This is a genomic window from Haliscomenobacter sp. (assembly GCF_033763495.1).
In the GTDB taxonomy this organism is placed as follows: Bacteria; Bacteroidota; Bacteroidia; order Chitinophagales; family Saprospiraceae; genus Haliscomenobacter.
Genome location: NZ_JANRKL010000115.1, coordinates 65,135 through 86,527, shown reverse-complemented (window position 1 = coordinate 86,527; position 21,393 = coordinate 65,135). Strand labels below are relative to the sequence as shown.

General features: G+C 48.2%; 18 protein-coding genes. 5 read left to right on the top strand and 13 right to left on the bottom strand.

Annotated elements, in window-relative coordinates; genetic code table 11:
* The first annotated feature begins 82 nt into the window (after positions 1 to 82).
* The 3 genes from SFV55_RS12460 (at position 83) to SFV55_RS12450 (ending at position 5,150) form a co-directional block, all read left to right on the top strand.
* Positions 83 to 2,779: an ATP-dependent Clp protease ATP-binding subunit gene (locus SFV55_RS12460; RefSeq protein ID WP_320029832.1), complete on the top strand. Its 2,697-nt coding sequence runs from the start codon at positions 83 to 85 to the stop codon at positions 2,777 to 2,779.
* 320 nt (positions 2,780 to 3,099) lie between these two features.
* A complete protein-coding gene (locus tag SFV55_RS12455; RefSeq protein WP_320029831.1) occupies positions 3,100 to 3,666 on the top strand; it encodes a hypothetical protein in 567 nt (188 codons plus the stop codon).
* A gap of 101 nt (positions 3,667 to 3,767) precedes the next feature.
* The gene (locus SFV55_RS12450; protein ID WP_320029830.1) at positions 3,768 to 5,150 is read left to right on the top strand and encodes an ADP-ribosylglycohydrolase family protein; all 1,383 of its coding nucleotides are present in this window, start codon (positions 3,768 to 3,770) and stop codon (positions 5,148 to 5,150) included.
* Positions 5,151 to 5,562: 412 nt separating this feature from the next.
* Here SFV55_RS12450 and SFV55_RS12445 read toward each other — a convergent pair whose 3' ends face one another.
* Complete coding sequence (locus SFV55_RS12445) at positions 5,563 to 6,249, bottom strand: DsbA family oxidoreductase (protein WP_320029829.1); 687 nt, start codon at positions 6,247 to 6,249, stop codon at positions 5,563 to 5,565.
* 49 nt (positions 6,250 to 6,298) lie between these two features.
* Entirely contained in the window at positions 6,299 to 7,093 is a 795-nt protein-coding gene (locus tag SFV55_RS12440) for an inositol monophosphatase family protein (RefSeq protein WP_320029828.1), read from the bottom strand.
* A 254-nt stretch (positions 7,094 to 7,347) separates the two neighbouring features.
* Between SFV55_RS12440 and SFV55_RS12435 the strand changes: the two genes are divergently transcribed.
* Positions 7,348 to 10,587 (top strand): PDZ domain-containing protein, encoded by a 3,240-nt coding sequence (locus tag SFV55_RS12435; RefSeq protein ID WP_320029827.1) that lies wholly within the window; start codon positions 7,348 to 7,350, stop codon positions 10,585 to 10,587.
* Positions 10,588 to 10,742: 155 nt separating this feature from the next.
* A complete protein-coding gene (locus tag SFV55_RS12430; protein WP_320029826.1) occupies positions 10,743 to 11,816 on the top strand; it encodes an ATP-binding protein in 1,074 nt (357 codons plus the stop codon).
* 6 nt (positions 11,817 to 11,822) lie between these two features.
* On the opposite strand, the gene SFV55_RS12425 is transcribed toward SFV55_RS12430, so the two are convergent.
* From SFV55_RS12425 to SFV55_RS12375, 11 genes are all read right to left on the bottom strand, one after another.
* Positions 11,823 to 12,485, bottom strand: coding sequence for a DUF4276 family protein (locus SFV55_RS12425; RefSeq protein WP_320029825.1), 663 nt, complete (start codon positions 12,483 to 12,485; stop codon positions 11,823 to 11,825).
* On the bottom strand, positions 12,482 to 13,582 hold the full coding sequence (locus SFV55_RS12420) for an AAA family ATPase (RefSeq protein ID WP_320029824.1): 1,101 nt from the start codon (positions 13,580 to 13,582) through the stop codon (positions 12,482 to 12,484). The genes SFV55_RS12425 and SFV55_RS12420 overlap by 4 nt, the downstream gene beginning before the upstream one ends.
* A 4-nt stretch (positions 13,583 to 13,586) precedes the next feature.
* Complete coding sequence (locus tag SFV55_RS12415) at positions 13,587 to 13,982, bottom strand: type II toxin-antitoxin system VapC family toxin (protein WP_320029823.1); 396 nt, start codon at positions 13,980 to 13,982, stop codon at positions 13,587 to 13,589.
* Positions 13,969 to 14,208 carry a hypothetical protein gene (locus SFV55_RS12410; RefSeq protein ID WP_320029822.1) on the bottom strand — a complete coding sequence of 80 codons (240 nt, stop codon included), beginning with the start codon at positions 14,206 to 14,208 and terminating at the stop codon, positions 13,969 to 13,971. The genes SFV55_RS12415 and SFV55_RS12410 overlap by 14 nt, the downstream gene beginning before the upstream one ends.
* Before the next feature lie 78 nt (positions 14,209 to 14,286).
* Positions 14,287 to 15,408 (bottom strand): ABC transporter permease, encoded by a 1,122-nt coding sequence (locus SFV55_RS12405; protein WP_320029821.1) that lies wholly within the window; start codon positions 15,406 to 15,408, stop codon positions 14,287 to 14,289.
* Complete coding sequence (locus SFV55_RS12400) at positions 15,405 to 16,511, bottom strand: ABC transporter permease (RefSeq protein ID WP_320029820.1); 1,107 nt, start codon at positions 16,509 to 16,511, stop codon at positions 15,405 to 15,407. Before SFV55_RS12400 ends, SFV55_RS12405 begins: the two co-directional genes overlap by 4 nt.
* A 2-nt stretch (positions 16,512 to 16,513) precedes the next feature.
* Positions 16,514 to 17,260 (bottom strand): ABC transporter ATP-binding protein, encoded by a 747-nt coding sequence (locus SFV55_RS12395; RefSeq protein WP_320029819.1) that lies wholly within the window; start codon positions 17,258 to 17,260, stop codon positions 16,514 to 16,516.
* Positions 17,253 to 18,179, bottom strand: a complete 927-nt coding sequence (locus SFV55_RS12390; RefSeq protein WP_320029818.1) for an ABC transporter ATP-binding protein — start codon at positions 18,177 to 18,179, stop codon at positions 17,253 to 17,255. The genes SFV55_RS12395 and SFV55_RS12390 overlap by 8 nt, the downstream gene beginning before the upstream one ends.
* Positions 18,180 to 18,181: 2 nt before the next feature.
* Positions 18,182 to 19,168, bottom strand: coding sequence for an HlyD family secretion protein (locus SFV55_RS12385; protein WP_320029817.1), 987 nt, complete (start codon positions 19,166 to 19,168; stop codon positions 18,182 to 18,184).
* Between the two features lie 27 nt (positions 19,169 to 19,195).
* Positions 19,196 to 20,461: a TolC family protein gene (locus SFV55_RS12380; RefSeq protein ID WP_320029816.1), complete on the bottom strand. Its 1,266-nt coding sequence runs from the start codon at positions 20,459 to 20,461 to the stop codon at positions 19,196 to 19,198.
* A gap of 136 nt (positions 20,462 to 20,597) precedes the next feature.
* Positions 20,598 to 21,209 carry a TetR/AcrR family transcriptional regulator gene (locus SFV55_RS12375; protein WP_320029815.1) on the bottom strand — a complete coding sequence of 204 codons (612 nt, stop codon included), beginning with the start codon at positions 21,207 to 21,209 and terminating at the stop codon, positions 20,598 to 20,600.
* Positions 21,210 to 21,393: the final 184 nt, after the last annotated feature.

Sequence of the window (21,393 nt, the reverse complement as noted above, 5' to 3'; positions counted from 1 at the left end):
ATCACCTTGGCAAATCTTTTGCTATACCCTCTAATACTGACAAAAACATCAGATATTAGCCAAATAAAAAGCACAAAACGAAATGACCTACGACAATTTCACCATAAAAGCGCAGGAATCCATCCTGAAAGCCCAGCAAATTGCAGCGGGAATGGACCAGCAGCAGGTGGATACTGTACACCTCATCAAGGGTATCCTTGAAACCGACGAAAGTGTAGCCGGATTTTTACTCGGTAAAGCCGATGTAAACCTTGACATGCTGCGCCGCAAGTTGGACGAGGCGGTGCTCAAGTATCCCAAGGTAGAAGGTTCGGACAAACAGTTTTTGACCAACGACGCCAACAAATCCCTCAGTAGAGCCAAAGCCCTGCTCAAAGAATTTGGAGACCAATACATCTCCGTAGAGCTGGTGTTGCTCGGTATCCTGCAAGGAGACGACTCTGGTGCCAAACTGCTCAAAGAACTCGGTGCCAACGAACAACTGCTGCGCGGCGCCATCACCGAACTGCGCAAAGGCAAGAAAGTGACCGACCAAAGTTCGGATGACAGCTACAACGCCCTGGCCAAATACGCCATCAACCTCAACGAACGCGCCGAAACCGGCAAACTCGACCCCATCGTGGGCCGCGATGAAGAAATTCGCCGCGTGTTGCACATCCTTTCCCGCCGCAAAAAGAACAACCCTATCCTCATCGGGGAAGCGGGGGTAGGTAAAACCGCCATTGTGGAAGGTCTGGCCTGGCGCATCGTGAAAGGGGATGTACCCGAGAGTTTGCAGAGCAAAAAAATCTTCGTCTTGGACATTGCCGCACTGATTGCTGGAGCCAAATACAAAGGGGAATTTGAAGAGCGCCTCAAGGGGGTGATTCAGGAAGTGACCGACTCCAACGACACCATCATCCTGTTTGTGGATGAAATCCATACCCTCATTGGTGCAGGTGGAGGCAACGGTGCCATGGACGCCGCCAACATCCTCAAACCAGCCCTGGCTCGTGGCGAACTGCGTACCATCGGTGCCACTACCCTGGACGAATACCAGAAATATTTCGAAAAAGACAAGGCCCTGGTGCGCCGCTTCCAGGAAGTGCTCATCGATGAACCTAGTGTAGAAGATACCATCTCGATCCTGCGTGGTTTGCAAGAGCGCTACGAGGTGTACCACAAGATCGAGATCATGGACGAGGCGTTGGTTGCCGCCGCGGAGTTGAGCCAACGCTACATCTCCGACCGCCAGTTGCCCGATAAGGCCATCGACCTCATCGACGAGGCAGCAGCCCGTTTGCGTTTGGAACTGGACTCCCTGCCCGAAGAAATCGACGAGTGGGACCGCAAGGTGCGCCAACTCGAAATCGAGCGTGAGGCCATCAAACGGGAAAAGAACAAAAAACAACAGGACGCCATCGAAGAAAGCATCGCGAATGCCAAGCAAAAGCGCGATTCCTTGATGGCCCGTTGGAAAAATGAAAAGGAGATCGTCGACACCATCCAGGGCATCAAAAAAAGGATGGAAGAACTGGAAATCCAGGCTGAACGCGCCGAACGCGCCAGCGATTACGAAAAGGTAGCTAAAATCCGCTACGGCGAACTGGAAGACCAGAAACAAATGCTGAAAGTCGCCGAGGAAAAACTGGCTGCTTTGCCCGAAGACGATCGTTTTACCAACGACAAAGTAACGGCCAGCGACATCGCTTACATTGTGAGCCGTTGGACGGGGATTCCGGTGGATAAAATGACCCAGAGTGAGAAGGATAAACTGCTCAGTCTGGAAGACGAAATTGGCCAGCGCCTGATCGGCCAGGACGAAGCGGTGAAAGCTGTTTCTGATGCCATTCGCCGCAGCCGCGCGGGTTTGCAGGACGCCGAGCGTCCGATTGGTTCCTTCATTTTCCTGGGCCCAACCGGGGTGGGTAAAACTGAATTGGCCAAAACCATCGCCGAAGTACTCTTTGACGATGAAAAGGCCATGACCCGCATCGACATGAGTGAATACCAGGAAAAACACACGGTGTCGCGCCTGGTGGGTGCACCTCCGGGATACGTGGGCTACGACGAAGGTGGGCAATTGACGGAAGCGGTACGCCGCCGCCCGTACAGCATCATCCTGCTGGACGAGATCGAAAAAGCGCACCCCGATACCTTCAATATCCTGCTGCAAGTGCTGGACGATGGCCGCCTAACCGACAACAAAGGCCGGGTCGCCAACTTCAAAAACACCATCATCATCATGACTTCCAACATGGGAGCCGACCTGATCATGGAGAACTTTGAAGACCTGGAAGAAATGGGTGAAAAACACCGCACGGAAATCATCGCGACCACCAAGGAAGAAGTGTTCAATCTGCTGAAGGAAAACCTGCGCCCGGAATTCCTCAACCGTATCGACGAACAAATCCTCTTCCTGCCGCTAAACAAGGACGAGATCAAGCAAATTTTGGAACTCTTGTTGAAAAAGACCCAAAAAATGCTGGCCAGACAAGGCATCATCCTCAAAGTAAGCGAGGAGGCGAAAACCATGCTGGCCGACATGGGTTACGACCCGCAGTTTGGTGCCCGCCCAATGAAGCGCGTGCTGCAAAAGGACGTGATCAACGAATTGTCGAAACTGGTGCTGAGCGGCGAAGCTAGCCTTGGCGATACCATCTACATCCACACGGATAAGAAGGGGCTGACCTTTGGCAAAACGCCTTATGAAGGAGCAATTACTTTGCCGCCAGAGCCGGTGGATGATGATGAGGATGATGAAAAAGAGGAAGAAAAGCCGGTGGAAGAGAAGGCGTAATTGATATAAAATAAAGGAAAGTGGCTGCTCGACGTGGAAGTTGGGTGGCCACTTTTTTATGTTGCAACCATTGCAAAAGCTGCTAGCTTTAAACAAAAAAGGGATAGAAATTCTACCCTGGGGGACTCCTACTTCCTTCGCCGTTAGGCATAACCGTCCACATGGGAGTTTCAGAATCCACTGCAAAATTAAGGTATTTTTATGCCATCTTCAAGGATTTCAAAAAGATAAGTACTTAGTTAAACTGCTCTCATCCTAAACTAAACGGATCAATTTATCGTCAAATAATTCAATGCATGGCTAAAATAAAGTTGATCTCGATGAAAAAATTTCAAATAATACTGGCTGTTCTATTCTTGTCTCTTCAATTAAGCTGTACAAAGGATGATTTGCAAGAATCCATTGTTTTTGGTTTTACAGGTACTTATAATGACCAGCCTTTCAGTTTTTCAAATAACCAGATTATTTTAGAAAAAGGAAAAATCTTTGCTACTGATCAAACGACTTATGGACAAAGAAGCGTTTTTGGAAATCCTGTTTCGCAATCTAAGGGAATTCTATTTGGTTTTTCTTTTGGAGAAAGTAGGCCAACTTATGATTGGGTAAAAACCTTTGATGGTCAGCAATTACTTGATGCAGAAACGGAAGAGCCTTCTTTAAGAATTACCATTTTTAATGAAGGGGAAATAGTCCGTTCCAATTACGGATTGAATTCGGATGATGTTTGTCGTATTGATGTGGTGAAATTGATCAAAAGGCAAGAGGTGCTTTCATCTGATTTGAAAACAGACAAGGTAATTGTCGTTAAAGGGTACATCAAAATTCTTGATGGCTCCACAAAACTGGAAGGGAACTTTACCCTAAAACTGCTAGATATAAAGTATTAGGTTTTAATTTTCAGCCACCTGAACTGAAGGATATTTTGGTTAAATTTGCGCAGGGCTTAGTGCCCTTTGCGGAACAGTCCCTTCAATTCGAAAACTTTGCCATGCATCGCCAAAGCCCTTCCTTCATTGCTTGCTTACTCCTTGTGGTAAGCATAAGCGCCTGCAATAGTCTTAAAAAAGCAGACTCTAGCAAGACTTCTATTTTTCTTCGCGACCCCCAACTCACTTACCAATCCTACCGCCCCAAACCCACCGATCGCGTCCTCTCCCGCGCCAGCTACCACCAAAAACTCTACGGTTTCTGGCTCGGCCAATGCATCGCCAACTGGACGGGGCTGGTCACCGAAATGGACAAAATTGGCAACATCGGGGAAATCAAAACTGGGCCTTTTTACACCCGCGCCGATTGGGGCAAAGCCGATCAACCCAACATTTGGGACAAAACCACCGTCAGCAAGTGGTCGCCAACCCTGGATTTTGTGCTGGAAAAAGAAGGCGGCCTGTGGGGCGCCGATGACGATACCGACATTGAATACATTTATCAAGCACTACTGTACGGCAACAAAACCTCCATATTGAGTGGTGCCCAAATCCGCGAAGGTTGGCTCAAACACATCAAGGCTGAAGAAGAAAACTTCCTCTGGGTATCCAATCAAAAAGCTTTTGACCTGATGAGAACCGGCATGGTACCGCCCGCTACCAGCGACCCCGCCAACAACCCCGAGTACGACATGATCGACGCCCAACTCACCACTGAAATTTTTGGATTTTTCGCGCCCACTCGCCCCGATGTGGCCCTCAAAATGGCGCAACTGCCCATTCAAACCACCGCCCGCGAAAACGCCCAGTGGATTTCCGAGTTTTACGTCATCATGTACTCCTTGGCATCCTCCGCCGATCCCAAAAAATCCAGCAAAGAAAACTTGCAATGGATGGCCGACGAGGCGCGCAAGCACCTGCCGCAGAACTCCTACTCCGCCAAAATGTACGACTTCGTCAAAAGCCGCTATCAAGCTGGCGTCCCTTGGGAACAGACCCGTGACGAGGTCTATCAACGTTATCAGGTAGAACAAGCCGACGGCTACACCATGACCTCCCAAAACCGCTACTGCAACGCTTGTTTTGCCGCAGGCATCAACTTTGCCTCCAGCATCATCAGCCTGTTGTACGGCGAAGGGGACCTGAAAGAAACCATCAAAATTGGTGCCCTGGCGGGCTGGGATTCCGATAATCCCACGGCCACTTGGGGTGGCCTATTGGGTTTTATGCTGGGCAAAGAAGGGGTGGAAAAAGCTTTTGGACGCAAGTTCGCCAACCAGTTCAACATCCACCGTACCCGCGTCGGTTTCCCGAACAATGGGATTGATACTTTTGACAACATGGCCAAAATTGGGGTCTTTATTGTCGATCGGGCCGTCCAGGAAGAAATGGGTGGGGGAGTGGATCTGAAAAAGAATCGCTGGTACATTCCTGCCAAAAAATAAATGGGCACCTGCCAAAATTGGGAGTCAACGCACAATACCAGACCTTAGAGACGCACGGCCGTGCGTCTTCTCCTGCTCCAATTCAAACTAAACCAAAAGCGACACAATAGCAACGCGGAGAACGCTGATTGGGCGGATTTACGCGGATTTTCTTTTGCCTGCGGCAAAAGTTTTTCTAGCCACGAATTGCACAAATTTTCACAAATTGAACACTCACTGCGTTCGTGTCGGTGCTCATTTGCGCAAACGAAGTTTGTGCCTGAATTTGTGAAAATTTGTGCAATTTGTGGCTAGCCTATCACGCCGCAGGCGGGATCAAAATCCGCGTAAATCCGCCCAATCAGCGTTCTCCGCGCTGCTATTCATGTCGCTTTAGAAATTATTTGATCCGCTGGCAACCCCCTAAGCATATCTACTCACACCCATCCACATCACAAGCCTCGCCACTCTCGGCTACAGCAACCTGCGTTTTCTCCCAAACCGCCTCCAGTGTCTGCACAAATGCCTCTACCGGCTGCGCGCCCCGCAAGGCATATTTTTGATCAAACACAAAGAACGGCACGCCCTGTACTCCAATTTCATAAGCAAACTCCTCATCCGCCCGCACCGCTTCGGCAAAGGCATTGGAGTTGAGTGTTTCCTTTACCACTTGAGCATCCAAACCCAGTTGGGTGCCAATTTGAACCAAAATCGCCAAATCTGACAAGTCCTTTCCTTCTGTAAAATACGCCTTGAGTAAGGCTTCTTTGGCCTGATCTTGCAGTCCATGTTCAGCGGCCAGGTGGATCAAACGATGCGCGTTCAGGGTATTAACGGGCACCGCCTGGGCAAAATCAAAGTCGATGCCTACTCCACGGCCCATGTTTTCGACTCCACGGGTCATTTCCTGAGCTTGTTGGCGGGGCATGCGGTATTTGTGGGAGAGCATATCGTAGAGGTCGCCCGAAGATTTTGCCGGAGCTTGTGGATCAAGTTCAAAACTGCGCCACTTGATCTCCACTTCCTCCATGTGTGGGAACCGAGCCAGAGCAGCTTCCAGGTGGCGTTTGCCAATATAGCAGTACGGACAAGCAACGTCCGACCAGATGTCAATGGTCATTTGCAGATTATTTTGGTAGATGGTAATACAATTTGGGCATGCATTTGGTTTACCCAAAATATTCCGCGAACACCCCTTTGATTTCCGCCATCACCTGCGGCGACCCCGCCAACATTTCCTCCCCCGTCCAGCATTTTTCTTTTCCACCCTGAAAATCACTCACCTGCCCCCCTGCTTCCAAAATCAACAATCCGCCTGCCGCAACATCCCAGGGTTGGAGGTGGTATTCAAAAAACAGGTCATAACGCCCACAAGCCACATAAGCCAAATCCACCGCCGCCGCGCCCCAGCGCCGAATCCCACGCGTATTGCGCATGAGGTATTCGCTGACTTTTTGGTAGGCTTCAATCCGGTTAAAATCGTGGTAGGGAAATCCGGTAGAAATCAAGGCTTCCTTCAATCCATTCCGTTGGCTCACCTGGATGCGTTTGCCGTTGAGGTAAGCCCCGCCGTTTTTCCAGCCATAAAAAGATTCGCTGCGGCTGATCTCATGTACCACGCCCAACACCATTTCTCCATGGTGTTCTAAACCAACACTGATGGCAAAACAAGGCAATTGGTGCAAAAAATTGGTGGTGCCATCCAGCGGATCGATGATCCAGCGCCATTCACCTTGGGCCTGTTCGGTGGTTTGCTCTTCGGCCAAAAAGACAGAACCGGGCAAAATTTCGCTCAAACCAGCAATCAGTTTTTGCTCGGAGGTTTTATCCACATAGCTGACCAGGTTGTTGAACTGCTCGGCTTTGACTTCGATTGTTTCTACTTTGCCTAGTTCGTTGGAAATGAATACGGCTACTTCTTGCACGAGGGCAAGGGTTTGGGTGCAAAGGTCAGACAGGTTCATAAATTGGCTTGGAATTTGAGCGTGAGATCAGCGGCTAAAGGTAAGGAACGGAAATAAAATAAAGTAAACATCTGACTGGCTCTTTTCTGATTTTGCTGCGTTACTCGTCAGTTGCGTAGGCCTACTATGCGCCTTCCTCCTGTCTTGCCAAATCAAAAAATAGCTTAGTCAACTTGTTTACTTTATTTCATTTCCGTTCCAAAGAAATCTTCCAATTTTGCCTATCTTCCCCACTCGATCAAATCGCCTAACCAATGAAATACCACATCCACTTCTTTTTTCTCTGCCTGGCTTTGGCCATTACTGCTGGCTCGTTCGCCCAAGGCACCCGCCTGCTCCGCCAACCCAGTGTCAGCAACAAACACATCGTTTTTGTACACGCTGACGACCTTTGGCTGGTCGACCGCGAAGGAGGTGACGCCCAGCGCCTGACCACCCACGAAGGCACCGAAAGTTTCCCCCATTTTTCACCCGACGGAAAAATGATCGCCTTCACCGGGCAATACGACGGCAACACCGATGTATTTGTGATGCCGACCGAAGGCGGCGCGCCCCGACGTTTGACCTGGCATCCCGGCGACGATGTAGTACAAGGCTGGATGCCCGATGGGAAATCGGTACTCTTTCGCTCGGGCCGTGCAGGTGTTCCGACCTGCATCAACCAGTTTTACAGCGTACCCGTTGAAGGTGGAGTGGAAAAAATGCTGCCCATCCCACAGGCATCTTTTGGCGAAGTATCTGAAAATGGCCAGTTCGTGGCCTACCAACCCATTACTTTTTGGGATCCCGAATGGCGCAATTACCGGGGCGGGCAAGCCCAGCCGATTTGGATTCTCAATTTGAAGGACAATTCCTTGATTCAAACACCTCAAACCGACCGCGAACGCCACACTGACCCGGTCTGGTACAAAGGACAAGTCTATTTTCTCTCTGAACGCGACTACGCCAACAACGTTTGGCGCTTCGACCCACGCAACAAGGAGCTGAAACAGATTTCCTTCCACAAGGATTTTGATGTGAAAAGCATCGACGCTTGTGACGATCGCCTGGTCTACGAGCAAGGGGGCTACCTCCATTTGCTCGATCCCCAATCGGGCAAAGCCAAACAACTGAACATCCAGGTCAATGCCGACCTCAATTATGCGCGGCCACGTTGGGAAGATGTACCCGCGGGTGGCTTGCTCAATGCTTCCTTGTCGCCCAGCGGGCAACGCGCCTTGTTTGAGCACCGGGGCGAAATTTTCACCGTGCCCAAAGAAAACGGTAGTTGGCGCAACATTACCCAATCCAGCGGAGCAGCCGATCGTTACCCAGCCTGGTCGCCCGATGGGCAAAAAATCGCCTGGTTTTCTGACGCCAGCGGGGAGTATCAACTGATGATTGGTGATCAGGCGGGTATGGAAAAACCACGGGCGATTGCCATCGAAAAACCGACCTTCTTTTTCCGTCCAGCCTGGTCGCCAGATGGCAAATACATTGCTTACACCGATACTCATTTGCGGCTTTGGTACATTGAAGTAGCAACGGGGAAAAGCAAAAAAGTAGATACCGAGCCATACACGCATGTCGTGCGCACGATGAACCCTGTTTGGTCGCCCGACAGTAAGTGGATCGCTTATTCCCGTTTGTTGAACAACCTGTACAAGGCCATTTTCCTTTACAATGTGGAAACGGGTCAAAGCCAGCAAATTACCGATGGACTGGCTGATGCCATCACGCCAGTGTGGGATGCGGGCGGTAAATACCTCTACTTCTTGGCGAGTACCGATTACGGCTTGAGCAGTTCCTGGCTTGACATGAGTGCCTACAGCAACCAGGTCAATCGGGGCTTGTACGTGGTGGTTTTGTCCAAAAAAGACGCTTCGCCATTTTTGCCAAAAAGTGATGAAGAGGATGCAAAATCAGAAACCAAGCCTGACGCTTCAGCCAACAAAGACGCCGGAGTGACAGTGACGGTCGACCTGGATGGCATTCAACAACGCATCCTGCCCGTCAATGTGCCGCTGCGCAATTACACCAGTCTGGTGGCAGGTCCGAAGGACTACGTTTTTTACCTGGAAGCAGTCCAAAATCAACAGGGGCAGACCCTGCACCGCTACAATTTTAAGGACCGCAAAACTGAAGTCTACCTGAGCGGGGTCAACTCAGCGACGACCTCTTTTGACCGCAAACAGCTGTTGTACAATGGCGCAGGTGCCTGGGGCATTGTCAAAACCGATGCGCTGCCTAAACCCGGCGACGGCAAATTGACACTGAACCTGCAACTCAAATTAGACCCAACTCAGGAATGGACGCAGATCTTCCGCGAAGGCTGGCGTTTTCAGCGCGACTTTTTGTACGTCGACAATACCCACGGCGCGCCCTGGGACGATGTTTACAAATGGTACCGCCCCTGGGTGGATCACGTCAAACACCGCACCGACCTGAACTATGTGGTGGATATCCTGGGTGGCGAGATTGCGGTAGGGCATTCCTACACCAGTGGGGGCGATTTCCCGGATGTAAAAAATGTTCCAGTAGGCTTGCTGGGTGCGGATATAGAGGAGGTCAACGGATTTTACCGGATCAAAAAAATCTACACTGGGGAAAGTTGGAATCCTGACTTGAGGGCGCCGCTGGCTACCCCGGGTATCGATGCCAAAGTGGGCGATTATATCCTGGAGGTAAACGGCAAAACCATCAAAGCACCGCAAAATTTCTACAGCTTTTTTGAAGGAAGCGCCGACAAACAAATTAAATTGCGGCTCAACCAAAACCCAAACTTGGAAGGTAGCCGTTTGGTAACCGTGGTGCCGCTGGCCAACGAAAGTCCACTGCGCTCACGCGATTGGGTGGAAGGCAATCGTCGCAAGGTCGACTCCTTGTCCAAAGGCCAACTGGCTTATGTGTACGTGCCGAATACGGGTAACCCCGGCTTTACCTATTTCAACCGCTACTATTTTGCGCAGCAAGACAAAAAAGGTGCGGTAATTGATGAGCGGAACAACGGCGGTGGCTCGGCAGCGGATTATATGGTCGACATCATGGCTCGACAATTGCATGGGTATTTCAATAGCCGGGTGGATGGGAATCGCCCCTTTACCCAGCCTCAAACCGGCATCTGGGGCCCCAAGGTGATGATCATCAATGAGCGGGCGGGCTCTGGCGGCGATCTATTGCCCTACTTGTTCAAACGGATGAACATAGGCCCACTCGTCGGTACCCGTACCTGGGGTGGCTTGGTTCATACTGCGGATACGCCCGGATTCATCGATGGTGGCCGAATGGTAGCCCCACGCGGTGGGTTTTATGACGTGGATGGCAAATGGGCCATTGAGGGGGAAGGGATTGCGCCGGATATCGAGGTGGAACAAACGCCTTCAGCAGTGCTCAAAGGCAGCGATCCTCAGCTGGAACGCGCCGTACAGGAGGCCATGAACTTGATGAAAACGAAAGGGGTGGTATTGAAGCCACAGCCTGCGGCGCCGATTAGGTACAAGCGGCCCAAGCCTTGATGGAATACATATTTTATGTAACTTCTAAGGTGCCTCTTTAGTGCCTTAGGATTCTTAGGTGGTAAAAAAAGTTATTTCACCACCTAAGAATCCTGAGGCACTAAAGAGGCACCTCAGGAAGGAAGTGCTTTTAGCTTTTTAAACTGAATTTGAACATGGACATTCTTCGCCCACACGCCGAAAACATCTACGCTGCTGAACTAACTGCCCTCGCTGCAGCCGACCAACACACCCGCCCCCGCAACTGGAAACTATCCCCCTGGGCCGTAGTGACCTACCTGATGGGCGGCAAACTAGACAGCGGCGAAGAAATTACGCCAAAATACTTCGGCCAGCGCCGCCTGATTGAAGTTGCCGTGGCCACCCTTGCTACCGACCGCGCGCTCCTGCTCATGGGTGTACCCGGCACCGCCAAAACCTGGGTATCCGAGCACCTGGCTGCCGCCATCAGTGGCGACTCTACCTTGCTGGTACAAGGCACTGCGGGCATGAGTGAAGACGCCCTGCGCTACGGCTGGAACTACGCCCGCCTACTCGCCGAAGGGCCTTCCGAAAAAGCCCTGGTTGCCAGCCCGGTGATGCACGGCATGCAACACGGAGCCATTGTGCGCATTGAAGAGTTAACCCGGGTGCCTTCGGATGTGCAAGATGCGCTGATCACGATTTTATCCGAAAAGACCTTACCCATCCCCGAATTGAATACCGAAGTACAGGCTATGCGGGGCTTCAACATCATCGCCACCGCCAATGACCGGGATAGGGGCGTGAACGAATTATCCAGCGCCTTGCAGCGCCGTTTCAATACTGTAGTTCTGCCTTTGCCTAGCAGCATGGAAGAAGAAGTGGAAATTGTCCAAACCCGGGTGAGCCAGTTGGGCAAAGCCCTGGATTTGGCGGAGGCCAAGGTGCCTAGCGAAGAAATCCGCCGCTTGGTGACCATCTTCCGAGAATTACGCTCCGGGCGTACGGAGGACGGCAAATTGAAACTCAAGTCGCCTACCGCAACGCTCAGCACTGCCGAGGTGATCTCGGTAGTCAATAGTGGGCAGGCGCTGTGCCTGCATTTTGGTGACGGGCAATTGCGGGCGCGGGATCTGGCTTCAAGCTTGACCGGGGCCATCGTCAAGGATACGGCCCTGGATACGGAGGTTTGGCAGGAATATTTGGAGACGGTGGTGAAGGGTAGAGAGGGTTGGCAGGATTTGTATCGGGCTTGTAAGGAGGGGTAAGCAAAATTATTGGCAGGCTGCGATTAATTTTTCAATCCAGGCGCGGAAGCGCGGGCATTTTTCGAGGATGGTGTGGATGCCGATTTCCAGGGCGATCAAATTACCCTCGAATATTTTGTTGTAATTCATGCCGTGCTCTGCCAAAATTTTTTGGATTCTTTTGGATGGGGCAGTGTTGGGATGGTTGTTGATTTCTTCGGGGTTGTTGTATTGGTCTATGATGGCTTGGGTTGCATGGGCAATACTTGGTTCGTTGTACATTCTAGAAAATCCTTGATTATTTGAAAACAGCAAGGCTTCAAATTCAAATTTTTGGATGTAGGGGATAAAATTGGGATGATTGATGTCCTTGGTTAAGCCGTTTTCCAGAATTTCTATTTTTTGATCTGCTTTGATGGCTTGGGTCGTAAGCTCATACTCGGGCATAGAGGTCGGAATCCGAAAAAAATCAACAAAAGTCGAAACGACTACGTTCGATTCTTTCAAAATTCTGTTCACGTCATTTTTAAGGTGCTGGTAATTGACAAAACCACCTTTGTGTCCCTGGCTGGTTTGGATTCTAAGCCCAGCTACATCAAAGATTTGTTTTTCGAATAAATATGGGCGAAGGATTTCATTGACAAAAGTTTCTTCCGTACCTCCTTCGGTAACGATTCGAAGTCGCTTCATGGTTTACCACCAATTAAACCCTTAAACCAAATCTCGCCAAGTCCATATTCTTCAAGCCAATCTTGCAATTGGATATGTGGTATCTCATCCGCCCGAGTGAATATGGATTGGCGATTTTCACGGTCTCGATCTACTACAATGATATCTTCAGGCTCAAAATTATTGACAAGTTGAATCGATTGAGTAGCCAAAATAATTTGACTTTTTGCGGAAACCTTTCGTACCAATCCTGCCAGTGTTTCGATGGCAGAAGGGTGAAGACCCAATTCAGGTTCATCGATTATGATCACTTTTGGAGGGTTAGGCTGTAACATTACAGTTACCAAGGCAATAAATCTTAAAGTCCCTTCTGAAAAATTATAAGCGTTTTGATACTGATCAAAACTTTCCTCCTGCCATTCTAATTTAATATAAAGACTATTGCCTCTATCGGGCGCTAATCTAAATCTTTTGAATTGCGGAAAAACTGATTTGATTACTTTTTCAATTGTATTAAACGTTTGAGGGTGTGTTTGATAGATCAAATAAAGAAAAGCAGACAAGTTAATTCCATCTTCTTTCAAAGAGGAATTATTATCAATCATAGAAGTTGCTCGTAAGCCTAATGCTGAAGTATCATGAAAATGATATATTGCTAAACTATCAAAACAATCAGTCAAATCTTGACTAAAATTTGGATCGCCTTCAGAAAAAAATGTACTGCCTGCAGTTAGATTATCTTCAATTATTTTTTTGTAACCGTTCTGGTCTTTTGTACTTACGTGTAGATTCTCTGTATCAATATAAGCCCTATTGTTACGATCAGGGGCAAGTTTAAATTGGTATTTTAACTTTTTACCATCACCTAGTGAAAATGTAATTGCTCCTCTTAAATAAATACCATCCTTTTTGCCAAAATATATAAGATTACTCATGTATCCTGAGTCAAGAACGTATCGATTTAGATTGAAATCCTTAATGCTTACTAGTAATTTTAAAAAGGAAATAAAGTTGCTTTTTCCAGCACCATTTGCGCCGACAAGTAAATTGATATTCTTGAGCAATACGTTTGCCTCTTTTATCGATTTAAAGTTTTGTATTTCAATGTTTTCAATCATATTTTCATATTTTAAAATCATCAATACCTAAAACCACCACATTCCCATCAATCCCTCTGAAATCATCCCAATCATCAGTAATAAGACTAGCATTCAGAAATTGTGCAGTCGCCAGGACGATGGCATCAGGAAGTTTGATTTTTTTTGTTTTGTTCTTTCGATAAATAATCGATTGGTCAGCAATTGATCGGTTGATCTCCATTACAATCAGTAAGTCAAAGAGTTGATCGATTAGAATTCTTTCTCTTGCATCCCCAAAATCATATGAGTATACCTCCATGTAGGTAATTACAGAAACGTAAAGCTCATCATAATTTGAAAGAATGCTGGTAATGTCTATCTTCTGCTTAGAAGCAAAGATGATCACATTACTATCCAAAACGGCTCTACTCCCACTCATCCCGCATTTGTTTTTGCCAAGCCGTTGGATCATCAATTTTACTGAACATCGGCAACTGCTTCATTTGATCAAACAACGCCAATAGCTTTTCCTTTTGAGATAACTTTTCTACAGTTTTCTCAACCAAGACAATGATCCTTACTTGAGCATTGTCATATTCCGAGTACTCCCTTGGCAAATGAATTACCCCTTGCTCAATTGTGCCTGAAAATTCTAGTGCAACCATATCTGCTTAGTTCTATAACTTGCAAAAATGCAAAAACAAATATCCACATTTTTTCCCAATCAAGCAATCCCAACTCCCTCACGCCGTCTTCCGATAATTCCAAACCGCCCAACTATTAAAAAACAGCGCAAACCCCGTCATCACCAGAAAATGGTACTTGATATCCTGGAACCCACTGCCTTTCAACACCACCATGCGCACCACCTCGATGAAGTGCGTCACCGGATTCAGTCTAGCAATTACGATGGCCCAATTGGGCATGCTGTCGACGGGGGTGAACAGGCCGCTCATCAGCATGAAGATCATCATGAAGAAAAAGGCGATGGACATGGCTTGTTGCTGCGTTTCGGAATAGGTAGAGATCAGCAGTCCGATGCCGAGTACAGCGATCAGAAAGAGGAACAAAAAGGAGTACAGCAGCGGGATACTGCCAAGCGGCCGGATGCCGTACACCAAACCCGCGATGATGAACAAGCCCACCGAAAAAAGGAACACCCCAATGACCCAAAAGGGGATTAGCTTACCCAGGATGAAGTGGATTTTTTTGATGGGCGTCACGTTGATTTGCTCAATGGTACCGACCTCTTTTTCCTTCACTATGTTCAGTGCACACATGTACACGCCGATCATGGTCACAAGGGTACACAAAATGCCGGGCACCATAAAGAAGGGATAATTCAGGTAGGGATTGAAGCGATTGATGGAGGGCACTTCGATGTTTGGGACGGGGTTCATGCGCGGATTGGCCGTCATTTCCAGCCGAATATCTGCGTTGTAACTCGCAATAATTCTGCCCAGGTACGAACTGCCCACCGAGGCCTTGGTGCCATTGATGGCGTTTACGGCGATGAAGAGTTTTTGCTCGTTTTCTTTGACCAGATTGCGCTCAAAGCCGAGTGGGATTTCCAGAATCAAGTCGGACTTATCCTTTTCAAACTGCTGAAAAGCCGAATTGAAGGAAGAGCCATAATCGCTGATCACAAAGTAGCCCGAAGAACTGATTTTGGACACCAACTGCCGGGAATACGCGGAGTGATCGTGGTCTACAATGGATATATTGATGTTTTTGATCTCGTAATCGGCGGCCAGGGGCATGATCAGCAACTGAATCATCGGCGCGATGAAGATCACTGGCAGCAAGGCCCGGTTTCTGAAGATCTGGCGAAACTCTTTTTGCAACAAAAATCTTAAAGTTCTCATCCGAGGCGAATTTTGAATTTATTGATGCTCACGCTGAGCAAAAACACGGTCATGCCCAGCAAAATCAGGGTCTCCTTCCAAATGGCACTAAGGCCCAAACCCTTGATCATGATCGATTTTACAATGATGTAGTACCATTTTGAAGGCACCACGTTGGCGATGATTTGCAAGGGCAGGGGCATATTTTCCAAGGGAAACATAAAGCCCGTAAACAACAGCACCGGAATCAGCATGCCCATCAGTGAAATGAGCATGGCCTGTTGCTGCGATTGTGCAGAGTTGGAAATGAGCAAGCCCAGGGAAAGCGCAGTGAGAATGAGCAGTGAACTTTCAAAAAACAGCAATCCGATGCTACCATTGATGGGCATATCCAATAGAAATACACTCAGGAGCAAAATCACCGAAAGGTTGACGATCGACAAAAACAGGTAGGGCACGGCCTTGGAAATGACCACCATCAGCGGGTGCATCGGCGAAACCAGTAGCACCTCCATGGTCCCCTTTTCTTTTTCCTTCACAATCGAGACCGAGGTCATCAGCACACAAACCAGGAGCAGCACCAGGGCCATTACCCCCGGTACAAAATTGGTGGTACCTTTGAGCTCCGGATTGTAAATCATCCTGATTTCGGTATTGATTTGTTGGGGCAAATCATTGAAGGGTGTGATCTCTTTTTGGTAATCCATGACGATGTTGGTGATGTAATTCGTCAGGGTATTGGCGGTATTGGGGTCGGATGCATCAGCAATGACTTGAATTTGCGCCTTGTGGAGGTGCAACAAGTCGTCGTTGAAGTGGTTGGGAATCACGACCACCAGTTTGACGTTGCCCTCCTTGAAGGCTTGTTCAATTTGGTGTGGGTCGTACAAGAATTTTTTGATTTCAAAATTCTTGCTGGCCTCAATCTTGTCGATGATGCGCTGCGAAGCAGGGTCCTTCGCAAAATCACCAATAACGATCTTCGAGTTTTTGATCTCATTGGTGAGGGCGAACCCGAATAATAAGATCAGGGCGATCGGCATCCCAAACAGCATCAGCATGGACTTGGGGTCGCGGAAAACGTGGTAGAATTCCTTGATAACAAAGGCAAAAAATTGTCTCATGGTTAATCGGCTTTTCGTTTTGCACCCCGTGCCAGTTCAAAAAATACTTCATCCATGGTTTCGGCAGAAAACTGTTGTTTGAGCTTCGTCGGGGTATCCAGTGCTTTGATGTAGCCGTCAACCATCATCGAGATGCGGTTGCAGTACTCGGCTTCGTCCATGTAGTGCGTGGTGACAAAAATGGTAATGCCCCGGTCGGAAGCGTCGTAAATCAGGTCCCAAAACTGCCGCCGCGTAACCGGGTCAACGCCGCCCGTGGGTTCATCCAGAAACACAATTTTAGGCTCGTGAAAAATGGCGACCGAAAAAGCCAGTTTTTGCTTCCAGCCCAGCGGCAGGGAACCAACCAGTTTGCCCCGCTCTTTTTCCAGCCCCAACTGTTGGATCAATTCATCGCTTTTGGACTTGATTTTTTGATCAGAAAGGCCATAAATGCCGCCAAAAAACCGGATGTTTTCCTGCACCGTCAAGTCCTCGTAAAGGGAGAATTTTTGACTCATGTAGCCAATGTTTGCTTTGATCTTTTCGGTTTCCTTGTACACATCAAAGCTGGCGATGCTCGCTTTGCCAGATGAGGGGATGGACAGACCGCAGAGCATCCGCATGGCCGTAGTTTTGCCGGCGCCATTGGCACCCAGGAACCCAAAAATTTCACCTTCGTACACGTCAAAAGTGATTTCGTTGGTAGCCACAAAATCGCCAAAGCGCTTGGTGAGTTTATCGGTAGAAATGACGATGTTCCTATTCATGCTGATTGAGTAATTTGATGAAACAATCTTCGATGGTCGCAGGCGTTGCCTTGAATTCGATGTACTCGTGGTTTTGGTGGTTCAAATCCGCGATCAGTTTTTTCTGTATCTCGTAATCATCATCGTCCCGAAAAGTGATGTGGTGGTATTCGCCAAAGGAATTGCAACTGTCGATGTAGTCCAGGTGCCGAATGTCGCGCAACAACTGGCTCATGCGCTCGGATTTGATGGCGTAGAGGTTTTTGGGAAACTGCGCCACCACCTGAGCGGGGGTATCAATCGACAAAATTTTTCCATCCTGGATCAAGGCAATCCGCTCGCACAAAGTAGCCTCGTCCATGTAGGGCGTAGAGACCAAAATGGTGATGCCCTGCTCCTTAAGACGCTTGAGCATTTCCCAAAATTCTTTGCGCGAAACCGTATCAACCCCCGTGGTAGGCTCATCCAAAAACAAGACCTGCGGGCGGTGAATCAGGGCACAACACAAGGCCAGTTTTTGCTTCATCCCGCCCGATAGTTTCCCGGCGCGGCGGGTTTTGAAAGGTTCGATTTGCACGTAAATGTCCTTGATTAGGTCGTAATTTTCGGCAACGCTGGTGTTGAAAACGGTGGCAAAAAAATTGAGGTTTTCTTCCACCGTCAAGTCCTGGTACAAGGAAAACTTGCCCGGCATGTACCCCACCCGCTGGCGAATGGCCTTCCAATCCTTCACCACATCCAGGCCATTGACCGAGGCTGAACCTGCATCGGGCAACAACAGCGTGGTGAGTACGCGGAAGATGCTGGTTTTGCCCGCCCCATCGGGGCCGATCAGGCCAAAAAGTTCCCCTTTTTCAACGGCAAACGAGACATCCGTTACCGCTTTGACCTCGCCTTTGTTATAGGTTTTGCTGATGTGGTTCAATACGACGTCGGCCATGGCTATTGAAATTTGATTTCGCCATACATTCCGATTTTGTAGGTGCCGTCGTTTTTCACTTTCACTTTGATGGCGTACACCATATTGGCGCGTTCATCTTTGGTCTGGATGGTTTTGGGGGTAAATTCTGCCTTGTCGTTGATCCAGGTGATGGTACCTTGCGTTTCGTGCATGCCACCTTTGCCATCGTCGGTAAGTACACGTACCCCTTGCTTGAGTTTGATTTGGGGCAATTGGTCACCGGTTACATAAGCTCTTAAAGTGAGTGTAGAAAGGTCCGCAATTTTGTAAAGGGCTTTACCCGGATTGGCATATTCACCCGCCATGGCGTATTTGTTGAGGACTGTACCTGCAAACAAGTTTTTGATCTGGCCACGCTCGATTTGTTCGTTCAGGATATCGACCCTTTTTTCCATTGGGTTCACTTCACTGAGGATGCCCCGGTTTTGAATGCTGACGTTGGCTCTGGCCGCAGCGATTTGTTGATTCAACACCTCGATTTGATCCCGAGCAGCAATGATTTGTTTGGCCAATACGGATTTTTGCCCTTGTACATCGTCCAATTGTTTGGGCGTAGCTGCGTCGGCTTTCACCAGGTTCTGTACTCGTTGAACTTCTTTATCCAACACTTCCATTTGTTGGTTCAACACCTGGATCTGGGCTTGTTGGGTTTTGATCTGGCTTTGCAGAATGTTGATTTGTGGGGTTGGGTCGTTGGTTTTTTGCCCTATGGCATTCACTGAGGCAATGGTTTGATCCTTTTGTACTTGCAAACCAGCCACGTCAATCTGACCTACTATTTGGTTGCTATCCAGATCTTGCCCTTCTTCTACATCCAGGCGCAGAATTTTGCCCATTTGTTCGGCAGGTACGATGATTTCTTCGGCCTCAAAAGTACCGGATGCATCATAATCTTTTTTGTCACGATTGCAGGCCAACAAAGCCATGCTTAAAAAAGTAACAAGTCCTATTTTGCTTAACAGATTCATTTTGTGTTGATTAAAAAAGTGAAAAAATTAATTTCCAGCCGTGGTTTTGGCATTGTACTGAGCCAGTAAAAGTTGAACTTGGTGCAACAACAAACCTTGTTGAGCCTGATCGGCAGCATTCAGGTACGTGAGGTAATCGTTGCTGGTAATGGTGCCGTACTCCAGTTGGTTTTTGGCAGTGGTGCTGATGTTTTGGCGCAACTGGATGATTTCCTGATCACTGGTAATCAGTTCTTGCAACTTGGCGATTTCGGCATTTTGTTGCTTCAGGGTCAAGTTGGTGTTGAACAGGAAGGTTTCTTGCTGCAAGGCAATGATGTCTTGATTGATGCCCAGATTGAGGCGTTCGTTTTTGCTGGTGTAAAAATTGGAAAGGTTCCATGTAAAACGAATGCCCCCAATGTAGTAGGAATCAAAGTCGTTGCTCAGGAAATTCAAAGCCGGACGACCAAAACCACTCTGGAAAAACAAACTCGCTCGGGGCAAATTGCGCGCACTGATCAGCTTGTTTTGTGCATCAAAAATGCTGCGCTGCGCGGCAAACAGGCGCAGTTCCGGCCGATTGATCCCATTGTTAACCAGGGTGACAACCGGCCGCTCCAGCGCAATCCCCGTATCCAGGGGCTGCTGAATAAACAAGGCCAGCATATCCAGATAAGCCCGACGGGTAGCCTTCAACTCTGTACTGCGTTGATTCACCTTGAGTTGTTCTGCCTGTAACACCATACCGTTGCTTTTGAGGGCTGTGCCGTTGGCAATCGCAGCATTGGTTTTGTCGAGGCCAAGCTGGATGTCTTTTTTCAGGCTTTCAGTCTGTTGAATTTGGGCGTCAATCAGCAGAATGCCAAAAAAAAGTTGATTGATCCGCTCTTTGAGCTTGTACAGTTCCACCTCAATTTTTTGGGTTTCTGCCCTGACGTTGCTCTGCACCAGTTCCTTTTGGTATTTGAGGGTAAACAGGTCGGTGATGGGCTGCACCACTTCGCCATACAACTTGTATTGGTCCTTGCTCAAGGTCTGAATTTCCACTCCAGGAATGCTAATCGGCAATCCGGTTACTTCAGATTGATAGGTACCTTGCCCAGACAAGCTGAGTTGGGGCAATACACCTTTTGCAGCATTACTCAGCGAATAGGCCTGGGATTTTTCCAGTAAGGCGTACTGCTTCACCAAGGGGTAATTCCGCTGCGCCATGGCGTAGCAGGAATCGATACCAAGTGGCATTTTACCTATTTGGGTAAATGCAGGGTAAAAAATAAGGGCACTCAAGCCCAGTAAAATATACCTGTACATAGATCAGGGTTTTTCGAATGACGAATTTTTCGAATAACGAGTGACGAATGGCTACCGCAGGGACTTAGACAATGTCCTTGTCAATAACGCTGCGGTAGCTATTCGTCATTCGTCATTCGAGCTATTCGTCATTCCATTACGGTTTTATAGCGTGTTTCACAAAATCCAAAATTTCAGCTTTCCGCTGGCGCATCATGTCCATGAAAGTTTCATCGTTGACATTGATCAGGCGTTGAAATATCGGCCTGGCTATGAAAGGAAAAACCGTCATCGACAACACATTCAACACCAGGTGTACCGGATTGATGGGCCGGATTTTACCCTGGGCCACCTCTTCCATGATCTGCATGATCAAAGGAAGTGGATTGGGCCGAGTGGGTTTCTGCATGATTTCTTCCACAAAGGCATGGGTATTGGTATGCAACTCATTGACGATAAATCCGGGTAAATTCGGATTCTCCAGCAATAATTCGAAATAGGCATCCAACACCAATTCTATTTTGTGTTCTAAACTATCTTCACTTTCGAAGATAACATTTATCCGAGCGGTCATTTTCAGGAAAGCTTCTTCAAAAATGGCTTTGAAGAGGTTTTCCTTGCTGTTGCCTTTGAAGTAATACTGCAAAAGGCCTTTATTGACCCCTGCCCGGTCAGCAATTTCCTGGGTGCGGGCGGCAGCGTAGCCTTTTTCGGTAAATACTTCTTTGGCGGCTTGGATGATCTTTTCCTCGGTACTCAGTTCTTTCATGGGTTGAATTTACCCAATTGGGTAATTTTAGGCAAAAGTAAACGCACTTGATGTAAAAGTCAAGAGGGTAGGCAAAAAAAATATTCAGGGTTCAAAAACCTTTTTGCAATAGGAACGAAAAAATAAACACAAAGAAAAAAAAGGACACAAATGCACGACCTTGAAAAGCGTTGCTTGTTTTTCG